Genomic DNA, 21,317 nt, shown 5'->3' with positions numbered 1-21,317 from the left:
CCTTAGTTATTTAAGGCGTTATAGATCATTAATTGATTTTTTATAATTACTCTTTCTCCTTCTTTCAATCCGTTGAATACAAAAGTCTTGTTGCCTAATACTTTGGCTACTTGTATCCTACGCGCTTCTACCTCTTTTGAGTTTTTATAAACAATTACAAAATTTCTGTCTTTGTCAAAAATGATTGACTCAGACGGAATCGATACTATTTTCTGATTATCGGCATAACTAATGGTTACTTTCGCAAACATTTCTGGCTTCAACAATTTCTGTGGGTTCGCCAGATTGATGCGCACTTGCATCGTCCTAGTTTGTGGGTCTAGTACGTTATTGATTTTATCTACTTTTCCTTCAAATACTCTTTCAGGATACGCTACTAGTCTGATTGACGCCTTATATCCGTCTTTGATTTTCGCAATATCCGACTCATACACGTTTGCAATTACCTGTACTGTCGAAAGGTCGGCTACTGAAAAGAACGGACCAATGTCGCCTTCGCGATAAGCCATTTTTTCAGAAATGTTTCTGTTTACATCCACGATATAGCCATCTATAGGGGCTTTTACGGTATAGAATGAGTTCTTTACGCCATAAATACCCGAAATCTCGTTGGCTCTTCTTAGTGTTCCTTCTGCTTTCAACAGTTCATTTTGAGCAATGGTGATGTCTTTTTCAGACGCCAAACCCGACTTATACAAGTCTTGTTGTACCTGTAGGTTCTTCTGTGCCGTCAACAAATCAGACTTAGCGCCTACAATCTGGTTTTCTACATCGGCTACTTCCGAACTATGGATAATCGCCATTGTTTGTCCTTTCTTCACGTAATCACCGAGGGTAACCGATATTTTTTCGATGACGCCATCTACCAAAGGCGACACCTTTACTTGTTTTTCTTCAAAGGGCGCTAGTTTACCCGTCAATTGTAATTCACTTGAGATATTTTCAAGCACCGCAGGAGCCAGCACTAATTCCTTACGGACTTTGTCTGATAGCTCAAATTCCTCCGAGCTTTCCTTGTTTGCTTCTTCTTTCTTTGATTGGCAAGCCATGCACGTGGCAACTATCATTAAGCCTGCAATAATGTTATTAGTTTTCATTTTCTTCTTGAATTTTTTAGCAAAAAATAGTGGTTTCTAAAGTACTTTTTTCCCGACAACAAAATTGAGTTCTTCTACTGAGCGCATCCTGTCACTTTTTAAAGAGTTAAGCTCTACAACTGAATTTTTGTAAGATTCTACAAAATCCACAAATTCAATCAATGAAATATTTCTTTTCTGATAGCTCGATACTACTCCTTCAATCAACGTATCGAAACTGCTGATAAATTTGCTGTCAATGCTTTGTTCCAAACGGTTGTTCTCTTGCACTTTCAAGTAAGCGCGTAACACATCGTTTTGTAGGCTAGTTTGTCCTTGTTCAAAGGTCTTTCTAGCCGCCTCTATTCTCGATTCCGAGCTTTTGATGTTCCCTTGGTTTTTATTAAACACAGGTAAATCTATCTGTAAAGTCAGAGCGTGATAATTCGGAATATAGCTACCGTTGCGGTCATAAGAATACCCCAATCGAAGGTCGGGCGTAGCCAAGGCCTTTTGTAAAAGCAGGTTTTCTTGTTCATATCTCATCGAAGCATCCTGCATTTTTAAATCATAGCGATTCTCAAAAGCCGTGGCTGTCAGTTGGTCTAGCTTTAAATTATTGATACCCAAGCTGTCAAGCGTTTTCTCGTTGATGATAGGTGATATAAAGGCTACGTCTCTTGTATTGAGCAACGTTCTTAAGATAGCCTGTTTCTCGATAAGCTGCTGACGCAACTCGTTTTGTTCTTTTTTCAGGGTTAATAAAAATGCTTTTAGCCTGATTACCTCCTTTAGCGGAATATTACCTTTAGCATATTGTTCGTCATAAGCACCTACTAATTTCTGGAAGGTCAGCATTTCTTCGTCATACATCGCAACAGATTTTGTGATAAAGAAGATATCATAAAAATTTGTGCGGAGGTCAACAGCCAACGTTCTGAGCAAATCGTAATAATTGTATTCGCTTGCTTCAGCATTAATTTTTGCCAACTCAATTTGTTTATTACGTTTGCCTGCTAGTAAAAACAGTTGTTGAATCTGAAAAGCCCTTTGTCCCATATTTCCTAGCGGAACAGGCACTTTCGTTTCTTGATTATAGAGTTGTTGTTCCCCGGAAAATGTTGGATTATCCCACAGTTTGGCTTGAATAATTTGGGCTTTAGAGGCCTCAATATTAAACTTTTGGGCTAATAGCAGGGCATTGTTTTTTAGAAAAGTGGCTTCTACATCTGCTAGGGTGAGTCTTAAGGAATCCTGTGAAAAGGAGTTGTAATACACCAAGCACAGCAGGATTAAACATAAACGTTTCATGTTATTGAAGTTTATTATGAGAATTAAAGAAATAATTAAGCAATATGATGATGAACAAGAAACGTGGTATTTCTTGACACAAAGGTATAATAATCAGCATTTTTTATAGCTTTAATCAGCTATTTAAAGTACCGAGTTTTTACGATTTTTTAAAACGAGAAATAAAGGAAGGAAATCACAGGCGCAATACCCTGATTTTTAGATATATTTTTGGAAGGTAATTAAGTACTAATTGATGACTGAATACATAACTTACACTGCTGTGATTGATGTAAACATGGTGTGCATCTTTACTTGTTTTCGAGAACCAAAGGGTGAAAAAATCATCATCATCGCTATCATCAGATTCTTCTGAATTGATATGGCTAGTAACAACGAAATCATCAACGGCATCTGGTGAATCTGAATGCGTACTTCTGGTAGGAAGTTTAAATTTGGTGACTTTTGAATTGTCAATTTGTTTGTACCCCTCAGCACACAAAATTCCCTTTATTCCTAATGTTAGGAAAATAAAGGGAATTAAATATTTGATTAATCTGAGTTTCACAAGATATAAGCAATGCTACGATTAAATAGAGCAAATACGAGACCAAAATTAAGTGAAATCATTAAAATGATTAATTTGTTACTAATAAAAACTATTAATCACTAAATCACCATTCACTAAATCACTCAATTGTTCCAACGTCAATATTATTTTTTCTTTTCTTTCGGAGAAAACATAATTGACATTCTTTTTCCTTCCAAACGTGGAAGTTCGTCTGCTTTACCTACTTCTTCCAAACCTTTTGCAAAGTTTAGTAACAAGATTTCGCCTCTTTCTTTAAATACGATAGAACGTCCCACGAAGTGAACATAGGCTTTCACTTTTGCACCTTCTTTCAAGAAATTAATAGCATGCTTCAATTTGAAATTAAAATCGTGGTCATCCGTATTAGGCGAGAAACGAATCTCTTTTAATACCGTCTTGGCAGCGTTTGCTTTAATTTCTTTTTGTTTTTTCTTTTGTTCGTATTTGAACTTGGCGTAATCGGTAACACGACAAACTGGAGGATCGGCTTTTGGAGAGATTTCTACCAAATCAAGCCCTTGTTGAACAGCGATGGCCATGGCCTGCTTGATGTCCATAATGCCTTGTTCAACGTTTTCACCAACTAAACGTACATTTTGTACTCCTTTGATGAGGCCGTTTATTCTATAAGGCTCTTCTTCTCTACGATTATTTCTAAAATTGTTATTCGGGCGTAACGCCATATTATCTAAATTATTTGTTTTAAAATGATATCAAAAGCAGGTTTGAGAACTCAAAAATTAACTGCTAGTGCTAATTTAACGGAAAATCCGCATAAAAGGTTACAAATTAACGCTTTAATTGCGAATCTTCCGAAAGCTAATTCAAAAAATAAAAATATGCAAGTTTAATTTTTAGTTATTATTCTTTAAATCGTACAACATTTTTATTTATTTCTGTCTGCATTATGCTAATAAACTGGTCGATTGGCATCATTCCTAAATCGCCTTCGCCTTTTTTGCGGACTGAAACCATCCCTTGTTCGGATTCTTTTTCACCCACAATCAGCATGAATGGCAGTTTGTTTACTTCTGCATCACGAATTTTGCGACCAATTTTTTCGTCTCTATGGTCGATGTATCCACGCAAATCACTTTCTTGTAAACGCAAGAAAATCTCGTTGGCATAGTCTTCGTATTTCTCTGAAATCGGCAATACTGCCAATTGTTCTGGCGATAACCAAAGTGGGAAATTACCTGCGGTGTTTTCAATCAGGATAGCCACAAAACGCTCTAACGACCCAAATGGCGCACGGTGAATCATCACAGGGCGGTGTTTTTGGTTATCTGAACCTGTATATTCTAATTCAAAACGCTGTGGCAATTGATAATCTACCTGAATAGTTCCTAACTGCCATTTACGTCCCAAGGCATCTCTCACCATGAAATCTAGCTTAGGACCATAAAATGCCGCTTCGCCTAGTTCCACAACGGTTGGTAAACCTTTCGCTGCCGCCGACTTGATGATGGCTGCTTCGGCTTTGTCCCAATCTTCGTCTTTACCAATGTATTTCTCTTTATTCTCAGGGTCACGTAGGGAGATTTGAGCAGAGTAATTATCAAAGCCTAAGGCCTTGAACACATACAATACCAAATCAATTACTTTCATAAATTCGTCCTCTACTTGGTCTGGGCGACAGAAAATATGGGCATCATCCTGCGTAAAGCCACGTACACGTGTCAATCCGTGCAATTCACCCGACTGTTCGTAGCGATATACCGTTCCGAATTCTGCCAAACGCAAAGGTAAGTCTCTGTAACTACGAGGCTTAGTCTTATAAATTTCGCAGTGGTGCGGGCAGTTCATCGGTTTCAACAAGAACTCCTCATCCTCATCTGGCGTATGGATTGGTTGGAACGAATCTGCACCATATTTCGCATAGTGACCAGACGTTACGTATAATTGCTTTGAGCCAATGTGTGGTGTAATCACAGGAGAATATCCTGCACGCACCTGCGCTCTACGCAAGAAATTCTCAAGGCGTTCACGCAACATGGTGCCTTTCGGTAACCATAAAGGCAAGCCCATGCCTACTTTCTCAGAGAAAGCAAACAATTCTAATTCTTTTCCTAATTTACGGTGGTCACGACGTTTAGCTTCCTCCAACAAAGTTAGGTATTCGTCTAACTCCTTTTGTTTCGGGAAAGTAACGGCATACACACGAGTCATTTGCTTGCGAGAAGTATCTCCACGCCAGTAAGCCCCTGCCACAGACATTAGCTTTACCGCTTTGATAAAACCAGTGTTGGGTATATGTGGCCCACGGCACAAATCTGTAAAGTTTCCTTGTTGATAGAACGTAATAGAACCGTCTTCTAAACCTTCTAATAGTTCAAGTTTATATTCGTCGCCTTTTTCGGTAAAATATTCGATAGCATCAGCCTTCGAAACCTCCGAACGTTGGTATTGGTTTTTCTGGCGAGCCAGTTCCAACATTTTCTCCTCAATCTTCTTAAACTCGTCTGCACTAAGGGTTTTTTCACCCATATCGATATCGTAGTAAAAGCCCGTTTCTATGGCTGGTCCGATACCAAATTTTGTTCCTGGGTGCAATGCCTCGATTGCCTCCGCTAATAAGTGGGCTGAAGAGTGCCAGAAAGTAGCTTTACCGTCGGTATCATTCCATGTTAGCAACTGGAAGTTGCAGTCATCATTGATTGGCAGAGAAGCATCTACTACTTTCCCATTTACTTTAGCCGCTAATACATTTCTGGCTAGGCCTTCTGAAATGCTGAGGGCAATGTCCATCCCAGTTGTTCCCTGAGCATACTCTCTGACATTACCGTCGGGTAATTTAATTTTAATCATGAGGATTTTGTTTGTTTTGAGCCTTGTTTTGGAAGAAAATGTTCTACAAATAACATTTCTTATCAAAACGGAATCTCAAAAAGCTTGTTTTGTTTGTGTTGAGTAATATCTTAAAAAATATTGGGGCAAAAGTATCTGTTTTTATTCAAAATACAAGGTAATGTTTGCTTAGTTGTTCAGAATTCCCTTGGGTTTCAAAGGGCGAATACTTGTAGTATCTACTTTTCGGGCAGGAGCTTCAAAGTTTTGATACGACGTAGTATCGAATTTTGCATCTATACCCGCTGAATAAGCCCCATATTTTTGTTTGTTTTGAGTACGGTATACACCATTCAATGCCCTGTAATCCTGACTATTAGCCGCCAATAGTTCGCTGTAATAAGTCTCAGCCAATTCAAAGTTGCCCGTATATTCCAAGCACTGTGCCACAAAGAATTTGGCTTCTGGATATTGCGGATTGTGCTTGAAGGTACGTTCAAAAAAAGGCAGTGCCAAGCGATACGCCCGCGACTTGAAATATATCAGCCCCGTATTGAAACTGGCTTCTACCAACGAACTATCCAATTGGATGGCTCTATTAAAACACAAAATAGCACTATCTAGTTTCCATGATTTTTGGTAGGTATTGCCTTTTTGCAGATACAAATTGCTGTTTTTAGGATGAAAACTCAGTCCTCTGTTGGCATATAGCAAGGCTACATCATACTCGCGGAGGTTGGTATGAATTTGGGCGAGCTTTAAATAGACAGGCAAAAAGCTAGGTTTTAGGCTCAACGTTTGCTGATAATAACCCAAGGCGGTGGCAGTATCCGCCATTTTGGCTGATATTTCACCTTGCACAAAATAGGTTTCACCATTGTTGGGTGAAATTTGAAGTGCCTTTCTCAGGTACGCCTTGGCTTTGTCATACATATTGAGTTGCTGGTACAAATCCCCCAAGAGGGTGTACAACTCTGGCGACTCGGCATTGAGTACTTCCGCCTTAGAGGCCGCCTCAAGGGCTAGTCGGGGTTGGTTTGAAGCTCTCAGAATCAAAGCCTTTGCTTGAAAATAAGTACCGACGTTGGGTTTGATACTAATAGCGGTATTGACGTCCTCAAGGGCCTCCGTTATTTTCTCGTTTTCTAAATATAATAGCGAACGTTTATAATAGTTTTCTGAACTATTGGGCGATGCATCAATGGCATCCGTCAAAAAAGCGATGGCTGCGTCTCTACGTGCCTTTTCTGTTACCTCTGGCACCGCAGGAATATTGATTCCTTTTTTAGATTCAGAAATACAGGCACTTACCAAACACCCTATTAATAGAAGATAGAGAGATATGTTCCGATTTTTTTTCATTACTCAAAATTACAAACTTAGGGGCTGAAATGATACCTTGAAACCAAAAATCTTTCAAATAAAATAGGCAGACAAAGCATTTTATTTGAATTCGAGGTATTGTCTATCATATTTTTTCGTATCTTTGCAACCTATTTTACAAAATTTATATTTTTCATTTAAAACGTTTAATAAAATGCCAAAAATTAAAACCAAATCTGGAGCGAAAAAACGCTTTAAGGTTACAGGATCAGGCAAAATCAAGCGTAAACACGCTTTTCATAGCCACATTCTTACAAAAAAATCTACTAAACGTAAGCGTAACTTAGTTCACGATACATTAGTAAGTTCAGCTGATATGGACAGAGTAACGTTGATGTTAGTAATGTAATACTCGTTTCTTTAGGATTATCCATTGAAACACATTAAAATTTAGTTATTGTTCAACCAGAAAATTGGCTCAATAAGTGTTAATCATTAACCGCCATTTTTCAAAAAACAACCAAGATTATGCCACGTAGCGTCAATCACGTAGCGTCTAGAGCAAGACGTAAAAAGGTGCTCAAATTAGCTAAAGGTTTTTACGGAAGAGGTAAAAACGTTTGGACGGTAGCGAAGAACAAAATTGAAAAAGGTCTTCAATATGCTTACCGTGACCGTAAGGTTAAGAAAAGAGATTTCCGTGCTTTATGGATTCAGCGTATCAATGCTGCTGCACGTCAAGAAGGTTTATCTTACTCAGCTTTGATGGGTAAATTAAACAAACAAGGTATCGAGTTAAACAGAAAAGTATTAGCTGACTTAGCAATGAACCACCCAGAGGCGTTCAAGGCGGTAGTAGCGAAAGTAAAATAGAAAGATTAGAGCGATTCACTGAATCGCTCTTTTTTTATGCCTAAGTAAGGGAGCAAAATTAATTTTATTCGCTATAAGCTCTAGGCTCTAGGCTATAAGCAATGAGCAAAACACCGATATGTTTTATTGTGAAAAATAAGCCTACAGCCTATTGCCTAAAGCCTAATAGTTTACGTTTCTATAATAATTGTCTTTACACCCGCCCATTTATTTTCTTCATAAATTCCGAATAAATATACGCCAATTTTTACTTCGCCTACTTTTAATACCTGTATGTCTTTTAGGTGCTTGGTCAATAGGGCTTGTAGTTTTAAGGCATCGTCTACATATTTCTTTTCTTCTTCACCAAACCAGTCTTCCACTTTAGTCAATGGTGCAAAGAAATCCTCAACCGTTATGCTATCAATAGATTTGTCGGGTACAATGCCATTAAATAGCTTAAAGTCTTGGATACCAATACTTTCGGAAGTAGTGTACTCCATCTCGAAATACTCAACTGCCTCGTCCGACTCACTAGGGTAGCGTAAATCATCAATTAAAGGCAGTATCTGTTCTTTCAGCGTATTCACTGTGTTATTATCTGAGGTTGTTTCAAGCATTGCTTTGTTTCTTTTAGTATTTAGAAATCTTCCATAATAATGGTTGAAATTAGAAAAATCTGTCTATAATTGCACTCAAAATTATTAAAACTGATAAAAACAATTCCCTATGTTAGAACAATTGATGGGTCTTATCAAAGATCATTCCCAGGAAGCTATCGTTAAAAATCCTGCTATACCTAACGAAAAAAACCAAGATGCCATGCAAACTATCATGACCTCGGTGACGAATGGCTTGAAAAACCAAGCCCTAAGTGGGCAGGGAGGCATGGGTGCTTTAACTAGCCTATTAGGCGGACAAACGGGCTTGAATGCAGGTAGCTTGATGGCTAACCCTATCGTGGCAAATATCGCACAACAAGCCATTGGTAGCTTGATGCAAAAATTTGGCTTAGACAAAACTGCGGCTGCTGGCATTGTTTCGCAGGTATTGCCAAAGGTAATGAATAGTCTGATTACTAAAACAAACGACCCTAATGATACTTCGTTTAACATGAATGATATCACAGGTGCTTTGGCCGACGGCAATTTGGATATGAATGATGTAAAGAATATTGCTGGAAAATTCATGAGCGGGCAATCGGGTAGTGATGCTGGAGGTGGCGGAATTGGTGGAATGCTTGGTGGGCTTTTTGGGAAATAGGGCTATGCCCTTTCTATTAGCAGGTGACTTAAGTCCCTCGCTAGAGATGAGGGTTTCAACGCTCGGTTTGAAAGGCTATTTAAGCCCATTTCAATCAATTTAATCAATAATAACATTTACATTTCAACTTTTTAAAAGATGAGGTTAATCAGTATGACTTAAGTCTCCAGCTAATAGAAAACAATATTGAGGATACAGTTTAAATATTACTCATGGCATGACTTGGTTAGTCTTTAGATAGTCACCAATAAATCGGAAGTCATGCCAGGAGTGACATTTGTTTACCAAACAACTAGTAGGGACGTATGGCATACGTCTGCCCCCTAGGTTAACACGTTGCTGTTGCCTAAAAATCCTTATACATGAAAATAACAAAAATATTTAAAGACTTCTCTGAAAGTGAAAAGTCGGGAGGTTTAACACTTATTGCTTGTACTATTATTTCAATAACGTTAGCCAATACAGCTTTTGGAAATACGTATTCACATTTCTGGCATTCAATGTTAGCTGGACAAAGTGTTGAATTTTGGATTAACGATGGCTTAATGACCATTTTCTTTTTCCTAATAGGTTTAGAATTAAAAAGAGAAATTTATATTGGGGAATTATCAAATATAAAAGATGCCCTATTGCCTATTTTTGGAGCACTAGGAGGAATGATAGTGCCTGCTGGAATATTCCTACTATTTAATTTTGGTACGGCTACTCAATCTGGAGCAGGGATTCCAATGGCTACAGATATTGCTTTTGCCTTGGGTGTTCTATCTTTGTTGGGCAACAAAGTGCCTAATTCTTTAAAAGTATTTCTTACCGCATTAGCTGTCATTGATGATTTAGGCGCAATTATCGTAATTGCTATTTTCTATACAAGCACTATTGTTTGGTTAAATTTATTGATTGCAATGGGTATTTTAGGGGGCTTGTTTATACTGAACCGTTTGCAGGTTAAAAGTTTATTTCCCTACCTAATTGGTGGTATCGTGATGTGGTATTTTATGTTACACTCAGGTGTTCATGCCACCATCACAGGCGTGCTTTTAGCATTTGCCATACCCTTTGAAAATGGCAGTAAAACATCACCATCTTATACCTTACAGCATTTCCTCCATAAACCAGTAGCATTTATCATTCTCCCTTTATTTGCTTTAGCTAATACGGCTATCATGGTAGATACTAACTTGACAGAAATTATTACGCAAAACTATAGTCTGGGAATTTCTTTAGGGCTAGTCTTAGGCAAGCCCATAGGCATCTTTTTAGTGAGTTTCTTAACAGCCATGTTGGGTATTTGTAAGTTACCAAATGACTTGAATTGGAGACTTATCATGAGTGTTGGTTTTCTAGGAGGAATCGGATTTACGATGTCTATTTTTGTTACTTTACTCGCCTTTAATGATGTTCACCTTCAAAACGGTTCAAAAATTACGATTCTTATGGCTTCTCTTATGGCAGCCTTTATTGGTTTTATTGCCATTTATAGTGCTTTGAATACTAAGATAAAGAAAAACTAAGGTTGTGCTACAGACCAAGGATTGATAATATTTTCTTTTTTAGGGAGTCTGCTTTTTGTTATGAAAATATTTAGATAGTTTTATAGTAATCCTTTCATCTTCAACGACTTTACTATGAATAAGCCATTTTTATGCCTACTACTCATTTGTTCTTTTATAAGCCAAGCTCAACAGTTTTCGGTTACTTATGGCGAAAGCCTTAGTAAAACCCCCTTGGATGGCAGGCTGATGTTGTTTATTGCGAACAACGATAAAAAAGAACCCCGCAAACAAATTAGCGATGAAGCCGACAGTCAGTTAATGTTTGGAATAAACGTAGATAACTGGAAGCCCAACCAAGCACAATTGATAGATAGTAAAGCTTTCGGTTATCCTATCAGAAGCATCAAACAAATTCCAGATGGCGTATATTATGCACAGGTTTTGCTACACAAATACGAAACTTTTCACAGAGCCGACGGTCATACTGTAAAGCTACCGATGGAAAGGGGTGAAGGGCAGCAGTTTAATGAAGCCCCAGGGAATATCTATAGTACTCCTGTAAAAATTACCTTGAAAAAAGCCAGTAATCAGGTAATAAAACTAAAAATAGACAAAGAAATTCCGCCCATTCCTGCGCCACAAGACACCAAGTATATCAAGCATATTAAAATGAAAAGCGAACTGCTCAGTAAATTCTGGGGAAGAGATATTTATCTAGGAGCCAACATTTTAATTCCCGATGGCTTTGATACCCATCCCCAAGCACATTATCCTGTAGCCATTCTTCACGGACATTTCACTGCTGATTTCGGTGGTTTTAGCGAAACACCTCCACCTGCCGATATGAAAACGGATGATTATTCAGCCCGATTTAATATTTATGGATACAACAAAATTGTAAAAGAGGAGGAATATAATTTTTATAAGCAATGGACAAGCAAGGATTTTCCAAGAATGTTAATCATTGAAATTCAGCATGCCAATCAATTTTATGATGATTCGTATGCCGTAAATTCTGCCAACCTTGGGCCTTATGGCGATGCCATAACGTATGAGCTGATACCTTATATTGAAAAGCAGTTTCGGGGTATTGGGCAAGGTTGGGCTAGGTTTATGTATGGTGGCTCTACGGGTGGTTGGGAAGCCTTGGCGGCACAAATATTTTATCCTGACGAATACAACGGATGTTTTGCGGCTTGTCCAGACCCCATCTCTTTTGAGGCATACTCTTCGATAGATTTGTATAAGTATCCTAATGCTTATTATTATGAGAGTACTTGGAAAAGAACAGCTATTCCGGGTAAACGTGACTATTTGGGAAAAGTGAAATGCAGTGTCGAGGATATGAATTACCATGAATTAGCCATCGGCGATAAAACGCGTTCGGGTGGGCAATGGGATATTTGGGAAGCTGTTTATTCGCCTGTTGGGAGTGATGGCTATCCACAAAGGATTTTTGATAAGACAACTGGCGTCATTGATAAAAAGGTAGCAGAATACTGGAAAGAGCATTTCGATTTGCTCCATATTTTAAAAAGAGATTGGGGAACACTTGGCCCTAAGTTGCAAGGCAAAATCCATATTTACTGTGGGGACATGGATAACTATTATCTAAACAATGCCGTCTATCTGATGGAAGACTATCTGAAAGGAGTAAAAAATCCTACTTATGACGGTGAGGTAACCTATGGCGACCGTGCCGAACATTGCTGGAATGGTGACCCTAATCAGCCCAACTATATTTCGAGGTTACGGTATAATACCATGTATATTCCCAAAATATTAAAGCGTATCGAGCAATCAGCACCCAAAGGGGCGGATTTGACTAGTTGGAAGTATTGATGGGGAATTTTCACTTAGCTGGTGATTTAAGTCACCAGCTAAGTGAAAATGATATTTGTTTATCTAGTAGGGACGTATTGCATACGTCCACCATACATCGCTAGTTGTGTTCTGTGTGCTACAGACCACGGGTTTAGTTATAAATAATCAATCCAATTGAATTATTTATACTCTTTCTTATTTCTAGTTAGAAGATAATGCACTTTTGAAAACCATTATAATAACATTATTTTATTGTCTCATCATGCTCTACATCGACTTACGTCGATTACCAAATTAAATCATATAAAATTTTCTTGTATTCTTCTGTTGAATCTAAGTAAGGAACTAACAAATTTTAATTGATTTAGTACAATGTTAGTATTTATATGCAATATATTAAAATGAAATAAATTCATATAAATTCTGTGAATTAAACTTATATAGGTAATTAAACGACAATTGAGGAAGAATAAAAATTATAATTTAATTATTAAAAATTAAGGAATTTTTTTAAATTACATCTAAAAATAATATAAAAAATACTATGAAAATCAATATACCGTCTCATCTTTTAAAACAAATTCAACAAGGGAATTGTGTCTTATTCTTAGGTTCTGGAGCAAGTTTCGGTGCACTTGGATCGATTACAGACAAAATTCCACTCGGACAAGAGCTAGCTAACTTAATTGCAAATGAATATTTGGCTCCCGAGTATGTCGGAACACCTCTAACGTATGTCTCTGAAATTGCGATTTCTAATGTTGGGCTTACAGAATTTCAAAAATTTATAGCAACTATTTTCTCGCAATATACTCCCGCTGAATTTCACAATCTTATACCAACTTTTGCTTGGAAAGCAATTTTGACTACAAATTATGACAAAATAATTGAAAGTGTATATAATAAAAATCACCGTATTCAGGAGCTTTCAGTCGTTGTAAAAGACAGTAGACAACAAGATATCTTTACTAAGCCAAATAGCTTACCTTATTACAAATTACATGGTTGTATTAATTACATAGATGATGAAAATATCCCACTAATTTTTACAATAGATCAATATATTACTCATAGGAAGCATCGTGAACGTCTATTTGATAGGTTAAAAGAGTTAGCATTAGATTATACATTTCTTTTTGTCGGTTATGGAATGGCTGATTACAATATTCGTACGATTATAAATGAATTAGACCAGTATCTGGAAAAAAAGCCCAGATCGTATTTAATCTCACCGTTTATTAGAAATGAAGAGATAAATCTATGGGAACAAAGAAAAATAAGCGTCATTAAAACTAATTTTCAAGAATTTCTCGAAGAGCTAAATCAGTTAATTACTCCTCAAAACAGACTTTTGTCAAGTATTCGTGCTAAAGCAGATCATCCGCTTTTTGAGAAGTTTGCAGTTGATAGCTCTAAAGTAAATCCAACCCAAGAATTTTTGAGATTTCTCTATGAAGAAAACGATTATATTCACTCTAACTTTTCTACTGAAAGTACTAGACCCGAAGCATTTTATCGTGGTTATTTTGCTAATTGGGATCCAATTTCACGGAATCTTGATGTGAGAAGAAACCTTACGGATCCAATATTATCAGAAGTTTTTATTGACGATGCATTCCATACAAAATTCCCTCAAAATCTATTTTTAATTCAAGGGCATGCTGGATCTGGTAAAAGCGTATTTATTAAACGACTTGCATGGGATGCGTCTAATATGTTCGAAAAACTTTGTTTTTTTCTTAAACCAGGCTCAAAGCTTAATATTGAAGCAATTCTAGAATTATATAATTATGTTAAAGAAAGAATATTTATTCATATTGATGGAGTATCAGGAAGAGAAGACGATATAAGAATTGTCCTAGAAAAATGTAAAAAAGATTCAGTCGAAATAACTATTATTTGTACTGAGCGGACGAATGTTTGGAATACTGATTGCCAAATCTTAGAAAGTTACTTAACACATCAATACCAACTCAGGTATCTCGATAATCGTGAGATTGAGTCGCTTCTAGACCAATTAGGACGACATAACTCGCTTGGTCTTCTTGAAAAATTAAATAGAGAAGAACAGAGAAATTCTCTCTCTCAACAAGCTAATCGAGAATTGCTTGTAGCATTATATGAAGCCACCCAAGGTAAACCATTTGAAGAAATAATATTTGATGAGTATCAGAAAATCAATAGTGAGTCTGCAAAAGAGATATACCTCACTATTTGTATACTACATCGTCTTGGTGCTTCTGCTAGAGCGAGCCTAGTAGCGAGGGTTCACGGAATTAATTTTGAAGAATTTAAAGAAAGATTATTTAAACCACTGGAATTTATTGTCTTTGATAAACGTGACTACAATATTAACGACTATATTTATCTGTCTCGTCATAAACAAATTGCAGACATGGTTTTTCAAACCGTTCTTACAACTGATCAGGATAGATATGATCAATATGCTAAAATACTAGGATATTTAAATACTGATTTTGAAAGTGATAAAATAGCATGCCTAGCGATGGTGAATGCACGAAAATTAATAAATATATTTAGCGATCCTTTGCTAGTGCGCAATATATATAAATTAGCCGAGTCACGTAATTCTGATAATCCTAAAATTAAGCAACAACGAGCGATTTATGAGATGCAAATTGCTGGAGGTAGTTTGTTCACCGCAGAAAAATTATTAAATAAAGCATTAGAATTATCAATAAATGACCCTGTTCTTCTGCATAGTAAAGCAGAACTAAGTTTAAAAAAGGCTGAGAAGACTGACTATATTGTTGAGCAAAATAAATATTTAAATGAAGGAATTGAAATTTGCAATAAACTAACAAAAAAAGTTACAGATTCCCCATATGCTTACCATACACTTTTAAAGATAATTTTATTTAAGATACGACGTGAACTTACCATAGAAAATAGTGTGATAGAGTTACTTGTTAAAGAATTTGAAAAAAACTTAAGTATTTCGAAACAAAAGTTTCCACTTGATGAGACTCTATTAGCACTTGAAGCAACGCTAAACCAGCTATTTAATGATGTTCCAGCAGCACAAAGCATATTAAAAAAAGCATATCAGTTAAATCCAGGTAGCCCGTTTATTAGTATACGTCTATCTGATATATTTAAAAAAGAGGGAGATATCGAAAAAGCGAGAGAAACTTTAGAAAAAACAGTAAAATTAGTTCCAGGGGATAAGGACTTAAACTTCAAAATCGGGTTGCTTCTCATAGAAAGTGGAACAGAAAATTATTTAGATATTAAGCAGTATTTAAAGCGGTCATTTACACAAGGAGATAATCGATATACTGCACGATTCTGGTTTGCTAGAAACTTATATTTACTTAATGACATTCCCGAATCAATGGAACGATTTTCTGAGCTATATGAAAATAATAAAATAAATTATAAATTAAAGAACTGTGTACAAGGTATTGTGCTATCAAATGGTATTCCGAAGCGTTATAAAGGTACGATTCGTCGAGTAGAAACTAGCTTTGGATTTATCAATAGAGAAGATAACTCAAATAGTATATATTTTAATCCAGAAGAAAACTGGGAAAAATGGCATCTTTTAAAAAAAGATGAGAAAGTAAGCTTTGAAGTTGGATTCACTTACCGTGGTCCGATTGCTATCAATATAGGACCATATCGTTAAATAAATATACTAGTAGTGCTAAATTTGGTAGTTACAAACAAGATATTAAATAATAAAAAGATTGATCTTGAGCTAATTCCTTTCACTTGAAAAAAGAAAATATTCCAGAGATATACTTGTAAATAATTATAGTTAGCACAGAGGTATTTTTTTTAAATACCTCTGTGCTAACAAAGCGTTAATTGTCTTTCACAGTAGTATACCTCCCCAATCTACGGCTTTGATGCCACCTTCTCAGCCAATTTACGGGCATTAGGAATAATAATAAACGCCGCCACATAAGCCACAGGAAGCATGACGCTCCAAGCCTTCAAAAACTTCATAAACCAGTCTTCGCCAAAGCCATAGTTACGCATCAGGCCAACGAATGCCATAATCAAAGTCATAGGAATTACTACAAAAAGGGTATTAATATACTTAAAATGTTTTTGTTTCATGGGTTGAATCGTTTGGATAATAAATAAGGCTCTACGCCCGAATATAATGTTAGGAACTAATTCCCGATAATTCTTTTTCTATGTTCAAGTCCCCAATTAGCAATAACGCTAGTTACCTGTTTTAAGGTAGCGCCATATTCTGTGATTTCATAGACTACGCTGATAGGCTGGGAGTCTATCACTGTGCGGGTAATTAATTGATTTACTTCTAGTTCCTTTAGCTCTCGGCTAAGCATTTTGCCTGAAATACCATTTATTTCCCTTAATAAATCGGTATATCGCTTCTTTTCAAAGCAAAGGCATGCTATGATTGAGACTTTCCATTTGCCACTCAGAATATCCATTACGTCATGAATTGCCATGATTGTCTTGGTGCATTCTTTGATGGTGGGTCTCTCTGCTATTTCCATCATTTGTCAGTTGGTTACTTTTTTGTCACTGTTACTTTTGGTAACAAAGTTACTATTGTTTGTGTTCATAATTAAGTGTTATAACATTGAATTTTTAAAAAGACAAAAAATGGAATTATTAAAAGCTTTAGAGTGGCGTTATGCAACTAAGAAAATGAACGGCAATGTCGTTCCTCAAGAGAAAATAGATTATATCCTTGAAGCTACAAGGTTGGCTCCTTCATCCTCAGGACTACAGCCTTATGAGGTATTCGTAATTACCAACAAAGAGCTTTTAGAGAAAATAAAACAAATAGGGTTCAACCAAACCCAAATAACGGATGCTTCGCACCTATTGGTTTTTGCTGCTTGGGACGGTTATTCATTAGAGAAAATCGACAAGGTTTTTGCCAGAACCATCGCCGAAAGAGGATTGCCTGCTACGCAAATGGATGATTACAAAAAAATGTTGTGGGGAATGTATGAGCCACTAGGTCAGGAATGGCACGCTACACACGCAGCAAAACAAGCTTATATTGCCTTTGGTTTGGCGATTGCGGCGGCCGCAGAACAGCAAGTAGATGCTACACCAATGGAAGGTTTTATCCCTGCCGAACTAGATAAATTATTAGGATTAGAAGCACTAGGCCTTAAAAGTACTGTGATTTTGCCATTAGGTTATCGCGATGAAGCGAACGACTGGCTAACAAATATGAAAAAAGTAAGAACGCCAAAAGAAGCTTTTATTACTGAGATTAAGTAATAGATTACTATTAGATTAGTAAACCTTTAAGTTAGATTGGTCAACTTTTTAAAAGTTGACCAATCTGAAATGCCATAGAATTGCCTCCTTGTTTGATAAAATGAGGAGGCAGTTTTGTTTTGTACGGGGACGAATGCAATTCGTCCCTACTTGTTTTGTTGGGAGTTGAGTTAGATTAGTCAACTTTTAAAAAGTTGACCAATCTTAAACTTATAGACCTAATCTAAATCATTAGAATCAAAACCCCAGTTTCTTAGATGCAGATTAACGGAGGAGGAAATTATATTTTTATGTCCCGAATAATATGTGCTAGTTTTTGTGGGTCGTTTTTAAAGGCTTCTATTTCCCCAATATGCGATGCTGTAAATGCTAACATGGCAGGATTAGATGCTACCATATCATTATATTTTTGAGCTTTCAAGTTTTTATAGATAGCGATAGGTGTTTTGAAAACTCCCGCAGGGATGCCCCACCAACCTAATAATAGCGATGAAAAAATGGCATTATTATTTGTTTTGTCTAAACAACTAGGACAAGCAATAACTGGTTCCGCAGTAGTATAAGTTAAAATAATCATGCTTTTTACTTTATGAGCAAGTGTCCCATTGAGCTTTTCTGTGGTAGAGCCACAAATTGGGCAAGGTAAGCTTCTTAAAATATTTGAATACTTTTCTATCTCTTCTATTGAAAACTGCTGATTCTGAGCTTTGGCAGCAATTAATAAATCAGGGTTAAGATTTCTTTTCTTTATTTCCTTCTCTATGATTTCGTAGACTTCTGGTCTTAATCCGTATGCATCTTTTGAGGCAATCTGCTCAATTTTTTCATCAGACATACTAGCATAGTTTTCTTCAATTCTTTTAAGGTCAATTCCTGACATATATTCTTCGCGTTAAGTTTTGATAGGGAATTTAAAGCAAGTCTTTGCAGATACATAAAAACGTTGCATTAAATCTTTGTCGTACTGATCATCCAGCCCATACAACGTATTTGGATATTTTGCTACAGTATTTTTATCAAAATCCCTTAGCAACGAAATATTAAGTTGATAGGATTTACCCGCAATTTTAGATGGAAATGTATAAACCGTATTGTTATACAATCCGCCTTCCGACTGCTTTTGAGCAACAGCAACACTTGATAAAGTGAGCAAGGATGAAAACAGGAAAATGATAGTAGCGATATAATTTTTCATTGTTTGAAGGTGTGTAGTTGGATTTATTTAACTGTCTGTCCAGATTTTTTAAATATTGATTTTTAGAAAAAACAAGAGGGGCACTAGGTGCGTAAAACTTTCATAAAAGTAGCGATTTTTTTTTGAAAAACAAAATATTACCACCAAATTTTTGGGCCAGCCCCTAGCGTTTATTTCAGCATATATTTTTTAAAAAATCATCTAAGTAAAATATTTTTAACAGCAACAACTTCTTTATTATTGTTGTTGTTATTGTTTTTACTGTTTTAATAGTTTTCTATTGTTTTATTATACTAGCATTGCTTTGGCACTGCTTTAGTAAGCGCTTTGGTATTGCTTTGGTAAAATTTACCAAAGCACGAAGAGGGCAAATTGAGTAAATAAAGTACCTTTTAAACAACATTTCCGTAACCTCAAAAGACGAAATATAAACAAATTTATCCAACAAAATAGTTCTCCAATCTGAGCTTTTTATTAATAAAAAAACACTAAAATTACTACCTATAAAATATTGTTGAAGTGTCTAACGATTATATTATACGTTATTGAATTGAGAGATACTTTTAATCATAATTCTCAAAAAGACTTACCCAAAAACTTTCATAATAGCTAAAAAATGTGTAATTTAGTACCACAGTTACACCTTAATACACCCTCTATAATGAATCCACAATCAGGCTCATCGGCTATAAGTAGAACGAGTTTCCAACTCGTCAAAATCCAACAATGTTTTATCGTATTATTCCACGCCAAACATGGTGTTACTTATCTCTATTAAAACAAGAATAACTTTACACAATCATGAAATCTACCTATACAAAAATCCTATTTTTCTACTTGCCTGTTTTGATACTGCTAATCGCCTGTAATGAAGAAATTACAGTATCATTAAGTCCCAACAAAATCATTACAAAATTTAGCTTTTCGGGCTTAACACCTGCCGTCAATGCCACGATTGATGAAGCCAATAAAAAAATCACTGCTGTGGTTCCTGCTACCGTAGATATTACAAAATTGACTCCTTCAATTATCGTATCGGAGGGAGCGAGGGTGACCCCAAATTCAGGAAAAACTCAAGACTTTTCTAAGGAAGTGGCTTACACGGTTACTGCCGAAGACGGTTCAACGACTACTTACAAAGTACTGATAAGTCGCACTAAATTCACAGGGAAAGATATCCTAAGTTTTTCCTTCAATGATTTGTCGCCAGTAATAACCGCTAGTATTGACCCTATCACCAAAATAATCACTGCAACCGTTCCAGCCACTGCAGACATAACAAAGCTGAAGGTCACCACTACTTTTTCGGAACGAGCCAGCATCGTTCCTACCTCTGGGACAATCTTAGATTTTTCCAAGCCCGTTAGTTTTACCGTTACTGCCGAAGATGGCACAACACAGGTTTATACGGCCAAGATTACGAAGGAAACTCCAGTATCAACCAGTACTTTACCCACCTCTATTACATATATACCTAATGCTTTAAGAGCAAGTGTTAAATCGACGATAAAACTTACATGGGATAAGGGTGTTCTCATAAAAATGGTAGAAAACAATGGCACACTCACTACAGAGCGAACCTTTAAACGTAATAAGGATGGTTTGATTACAGCAATTGAAATCAGTTATAGTGATGGAACAGTGGTATCAGAAACGTATTCTTATAGTGAAGACAAAATGACAATAACCGCTTGGAAAACCAAATGGGCTTACAACGATAATGGTTTATTAACCCAAAAGTTTACTCCTGAAGCAAATTTTGGTTCAGATGCCTTTGTAAATATAAAATGGAATGTTCAAAATAATGCTGCAAAAGAGACATACGATGGGTCTTTAGTGAATATAATTTCTTCTTGGACCAAGATAAAAAATCCACTTTGGGAAATCACTAAACAAACACAGTTTTTATTAATACAAGAATCTAATCCTAATACTACAATATTGTACTTAGGAGAAATATTGCCCGTTGGTTGGTTTTTAAAATACGATTTCTCTTCGACTACCCACCAAGCAGATATTACCCCAACATTGGATTCACAAGGTAGAATTACTAGAATTGTAGTAAATCAAGGACTCGCCCTTGCTCAGGATATGTCTATTAGTTACGAATAAAACAAGTAGGGACGAATTGCATTCGTCCTTTGTATCGTACGGCATTTATCTCTATACAGCATCATATTGTTGTAACTGTATATCAATCATGAATAAAAAACTAATCATTATATTACTAAACATTGTATGTTTTATTGTAATTCGGTATTTAAACTTCTTTCTAATCTTTTTGATGGGAGGCTATGCTAGTAATATGTATAAGGATTCTTATTGTTATTTTTTCCCTTTATATTTATTGCAGGTGCTTATTTTAATATATTTTGCCAATAAAA

General features: G+C 36.2%; 20 protein-coding genes. 9 read left to right on the top strand and 11 right to left on the bottom strand.

The window, feature by feature from the left end:
- Positions 1-2 precede the first annotated feature (2 nt).
- From AC07N0_RS22500 to infC, 4 genes are all read right to left on the bottom strand, one after another.
- Positions 3-1,097, bottom strand: coding sequence for an efflux RND transporter periplasmic adaptor subunit (locus AC07N0_RS22500; RefSeq protein ID WP_494591096.1), 1,095 nt, complete (start codon positions 1,095-1,097; stop codon positions 3-5).
- A gap of 36 nt (positions 1,098-1,133) precedes the next feature.
- Positions 1,134-2,387: a TolC family protein gene (locus AC07N0_RS22495; RefSeq protein ID WP_494591095.1), complete on the bottom strand. Its 1,254-nt coding sequence runs from the start codon at positions 2,385-2,387 to the stop codon at positions 1,134-1,136.
- A 175-nt stretch (positions 2,388-2,562) separates the two neighbouring features.
- Positions 2,563-2,934, bottom strand: a complete 372-nt coding sequence (locus tag AC07N0_RS22490; RefSeq protein WP_492799550.1) for a hypothetical protein — start codon at positions 2,932-2,934, stop codon at positions 2,563-2,565.
- A gap of 146 nt (positions 2,935-3,080) precedes the next feature.
- A complete protein-coding gene (infC, locus tag AC07N0_RS22485; RefSeq protein WP_309922705.1) occupies positions 3,081-3,641 on the bottom strand; it encodes a translation initiation factor IF-3 in 561 nt (186 codons plus the stop codon).
- 24 nt (positions 3,642-3,665) lie between these two features.
- Here infC and AC07N0_RS22480 point away from each other — a divergent pair, with 24 nt between their 5' ends.
- Complete coding sequence (locus AC07N0_RS22480) at positions 3,666-3,809, top strand: hypothetical protein (protein ID WP_309922702.1); 144 nt, start codon at positions 3,666-3,668, stop codon at positions 3,807-3,809.
- Positions 3,810-3,819: 10 nt separating this feature from the next.
- Here the strand turns inward: AC07N0_RS22480 and thrS are convergent, their stop codons facing one another.
- Complete coding sequence (thrS, locus tag AC07N0_RS22475; protein WP_494591093.1) at positions 3,820-5,766, bottom strand: threonine--tRNA ligase; 1,947 nt, start codon at positions 5,764-5,766, stop codon at positions 3,820-3,822.
- Positions 5,767-5,934: 168 nt separating this feature from the next.
- Positions 5,935-7,107 carry a tetratricopeptide repeat protein gene (locus AC07N0_RS22470; protein ID WP_494591092.1) on the bottom strand — a complete coding sequence of 391 codons (1,173 nt, stop codon included), beginning with the start codon at positions 7,105-7,107 and terminating at the stop codon, positions 5,935-5,937.
- Between the two features lie 175 nt (positions 7,108-7,282).
- Between AC07N0_RS22470 and rpmI the strand changes: the two genes are divergently transcribed.
- Together rpmI and rplT are read left to right on the top strand one after the other, a co-directional pair.
- Positions 7,283-7,477 carry a 50S ribosomal protein L35 gene (gene rpmI, locus AC07N0_RS22465; RefSeq protein ID WP_323253921.1) on the top strand — a complete coding sequence of 65 codons (195 nt, stop codon included), beginning with the start codon at positions 7,283-7,285 and terminating at the stop codon, positions 7,475-7,477.
- Between the two features lie 119 nt (positions 7,478-7,596).
- Entirely contained in the window at positions 7,597-7,941 is a 345-nt protein-coding gene (gene rplT / locus AC07N0_RS22460) for a 50S ribosomal protein L20 (RefSeq protein ID WP_184136617.1), read from the top strand.
- Between the two features lie 170 nt (positions 7,942-8,111).
- Here the strand turns inward: rplT and AC07N0_RS22455 are convergent, their stop codons facing one another.
- A complete protein-coding gene (locus AC07N0_RS22455; RefSeq protein ID WP_494591091.1) occupies positions 8,112-8,540 on the bottom strand; it encodes a nuclease A inhibitor family protein in 429 nt (142 codons plus the stop codon).
- A 109-nt stretch (positions 8,541-8,649) separates the two neighbouring features.
- Here AC07N0_RS22455 and AC07N0_RS22450 point away from each other — a divergent pair, with 109 nt between their 5' ends.
- From AC07N0_RS22450 to AC07N0_RS22435, 4 genes are all read left to right on the top strand, one after another.
- Positions 8,650-9,183 carry a DUF937 domain-containing protein gene (locus AC07N0_RS22450; protein ID WP_494591090.1) on the top strand — a complete coding sequence of 178 codons (534 nt, stop codon included), beginning with the start codon at positions 8,650-8,652 and terminating at the stop codon, positions 9,181-9,183.
- A 362-nt stretch (positions 9,184-9,545) separates the two neighbouring features.
- A complete protein-coding gene (nhaA, locus tag AC07N0_RS22445) occupies positions 9,546-10,694 on the top strand; it encodes a Na+/H+ antiporter NhaA (protein ID WP_494591089.1) in 1,149 nt (382 codons plus the stop codon).
- Positions 10,695-10,808: 114 nt separating this feature from the next.
- Positions 10,809-12,518, top strand: coding sequence for an alpha/beta hydrolase-fold protein (locus AC07N0_RS22440; protein ID WP_494591088.1), 1,710 nt, complete (start codon positions 10,809-10,811; stop codon positions 12,516-12,518).
- A gap of 526 nt (positions 12,519-13,044) precedes the next feature.
- Entirely contained in the window at positions 13,045-16,149 is a 3,105-nt protein-coding gene (locus AC07N0_RS22435) for an SIR2 family protein (RefSeq protein ID WP_494591087.1), read from the top strand.
- Between the two features lie 212 nt (positions 16,150-16,361).
- Here AC07N0_RS22435 and AC07N0_RS22430 read toward each other — a convergent pair whose 3' ends face one another.
- Positions 16,362-16,586 (bottom strand): DUF2798 domain-containing protein, encoded by a 225-nt coding sequence (locus AC07N0_RS22430; RefSeq protein WP_323253955.1) that lies wholly within the window; start codon positions 16,584-16,586, stop codon positions 16,362-16,364.
- 56 nt (positions 16,587-16,642) lie between these two features.
- The gene (locus tag AC07N0_RS22425; protein WP_492799542.1) at positions 16,643-16,999 is read right to left on the bottom strand and encodes a winged helix-turn-helix transcriptional regulator; all 357 of its coding nucleotides are present in this window, start codon (positions 16,997-16,999) and stop codon (positions 16,643-16,645) included.
- Positions 17,000-17,105: 106 nt separating this feature from the next.
- Between AC07N0_RS22425 and AC07N0_RS22420 the strand changes: the two genes are divergently transcribed.
- Complete coding sequence (locus AC07N0_RS22420; RefSeq protein WP_494591086.1) at positions 17,106-17,738, top strand: nitroreductase family protein; 633 nt, start codon at positions 17,106-17,108, stop codon at positions 17,736-17,738.
- 280 nt (positions 17,739-18,018) lie between these two features.
- Here AC07N0_RS22420 and AC07N0_RS22415 read toward each other — a convergent pair whose 3' ends face one another.
- Both AC07N0_RS22415 and AC07N0_RS22410 read right to left on the bottom strand, forming a co-directional pair.
- Positions 18,019-18,618, bottom strand: coding sequence for a hypothetical protein (locus AC07N0_RS22415; RefSeq protein WP_494591085.1), 600 nt, complete (start codon positions 18,616-18,618; stop codon positions 18,019-18,021).
- Positions 18,619-18,630: 12 nt separating this feature from the next.
- Positions 18,631-18,933 carry a hypothetical protein gene (locus AC07N0_RS22410; protein WP_494591084.1) on the bottom strand — a complete coding sequence of 101 codons (303 nt, stop codon included), beginning with the start codon at positions 18,931-18,933 and terminating at the stop codon, positions 18,631-18,633.
- 801 nt (positions 18,934-19,734) lie between these two features.
- Between AC07N0_RS22410 and AC07N0_RS22405 the strand changes: the two genes are divergently transcribed.
- On the top strand, positions 19,735-21,045 hold the full coding sequence (locus tag AC07N0_RS22405) for an SGBP N-terminal domain-containing protein (RefSeq protein ID WP_494591083.1): 1,311 nt from the start codon (positions 19,735-19,737) through the stop codon (positions 21,043-21,045).
- Positions 21,046-21,317: the final 272 nt, after the last annotated feature.

It is taken from the genome of Arcicella sp. GW821-FHT09D11 (assembly GCF_059416265.1).
The sequence above is the reverse complement of the archived record's forward strand: the minus strand, read 5'-3'. Positions and strand labels throughout refer to the sequence as shown.

What these genes read in the sequence shown, in the direction of transcription:
- AC07N0_RS22500 (WP_494591096.1), bottom strand. Translation starts at nt 1,097, where the DNA reads ATGAAAACTAATAACATTATTGCAGGCTTAATGATAGTTGCCACGTGC.
- AC07N0_RS22495 (WP_494591095.1), bottom strand. Translation starts at nt 2,387, where the DNA reads ATGAAACGTTTATGTTTAATCCTGCTGTGCTTGGTGTATTACAACTCC.
- infC (WP_309922705.1), bottom strand. Translation starts at nt 3,641, where the DNA reads ATGGCGTTACGCCCGAATAACAATTTTAGAAATAATCGTAGAGAAGAA.
- AC07N0_RS22480 (WP_309922702.1), top strand. Translation starts at nt 3,666, where the DNA reads ATGATATCAAAAGCAGGTTTGAGAACTCAAAAATTAACTGCTAGTGCT.
- thrS (WP_494591093.1), bottom strand. Translation starts at nt 5,766, where the DNA reads ATGATTAAAATTAAATTACCCGACGGTAATGTCAGAGAGTATGCTCAG.
- AC07N0_RS22470 (WP_494591092.1), bottom strand. Translation starts at nt 7,107, where the DNA reads ATGAAAAAAAATCGGAACATATCTCTCTATCTTCTATTAATAGGGTGT.
- rpmI (WP_323253921.1), top strand. Translation starts at nt 7,283, where the DNA reads ATGCCAAAAATTAAAACCAAATCTGGAGCGAAAAAACGCTTTAAGGTT.
- rplT (WP_184136617.1), top strand. Translation starts at nt 7,597, where the DNA reads ATGCCACGTAGCGTCAATCACGTAGCGTCTAGAGCAAGACGTAAAAAG.
- AC07N0_RS22455 (WP_494591091.1), bottom strand. Translation starts at nt 8,540, where the DNA reads ATGCTTGAAACAACCTCAGATAATAACACAGTGAATACGCTGAAAGAA.
- AC07N0_RS22450 (WP_494591090.1), top strand. Translation starts at nt 8,650, where the DNA reads ATGTTAGAACAATTGATGGGTCTTATCAAAGATCATTCCCAGGAAGCT.
- nhaA (WP_494591089.1), top strand. Translation starts at nt 9,546, where the DNA reads ATGAAAATAACAAAAATATTTAAAGACTTCTCTGAAAGTGAAAAGTCG.
- AC07N0_RS22440 (WP_494591088.1), top strand. Translation starts at nt 10,809, where the DNA reads ATGAATAAGCCATTTTTATGCCTACTACTCATTTGTTCTTTTATAAGC.
- AC07N0_RS22435 (WP_494591087.1), top strand. Translation starts at nt 13,045, where the DNA reads ATGAAAATCAATATACCGTCTCATCTTTTAAAACAAATTCAACAAGGG.
- AC07N0_RS22430 (WP_323253955.1), bottom strand. Translation starts at nt 16,586, where the DNA reads ATGAAACAAAAACATTTTAAGTATATTAATACCCTTTTTGTAGTAATT.
- AC07N0_RS22425 (WP_492799542.1), bottom strand. Translation starts at nt 16,999, where the DNA reads ATGATGGAAATAGCAGAGAGACCCACCATCAAAGAATGCACCAAGACA.
- AC07N0_RS22420 (WP_494591086.1), top strand. Translation starts at nt 17,106, where the DNA reads ATGGAATTATTAAAAGCTTTAGAGTGGCGTTATGCAACTAAGAAAATG.
- AC07N0_RS22415 (WP_494591085.1), bottom strand. Translation starts at nt 18,618, where the DNA reads ATGTCAGGAATTGACCTTAAAAGAATTGAAGAAAACTATGCTAGTATG.
- AC07N0_RS22410 (WP_494591084.1), bottom strand. Translation starts at nt 18,933, where the DNA reads ATGAAAAATTATATCGCTACTATCATTTTCCTGTTTTCATCCTTGCTC.
- AC07N0_RS22405 (WP_494591083.1), top strand. Translation starts at nt 19,735, where the DNA reads ATGAAATCTACCTATACAAAAATCCTATTTTTCTACTTGCCTGTTTTG.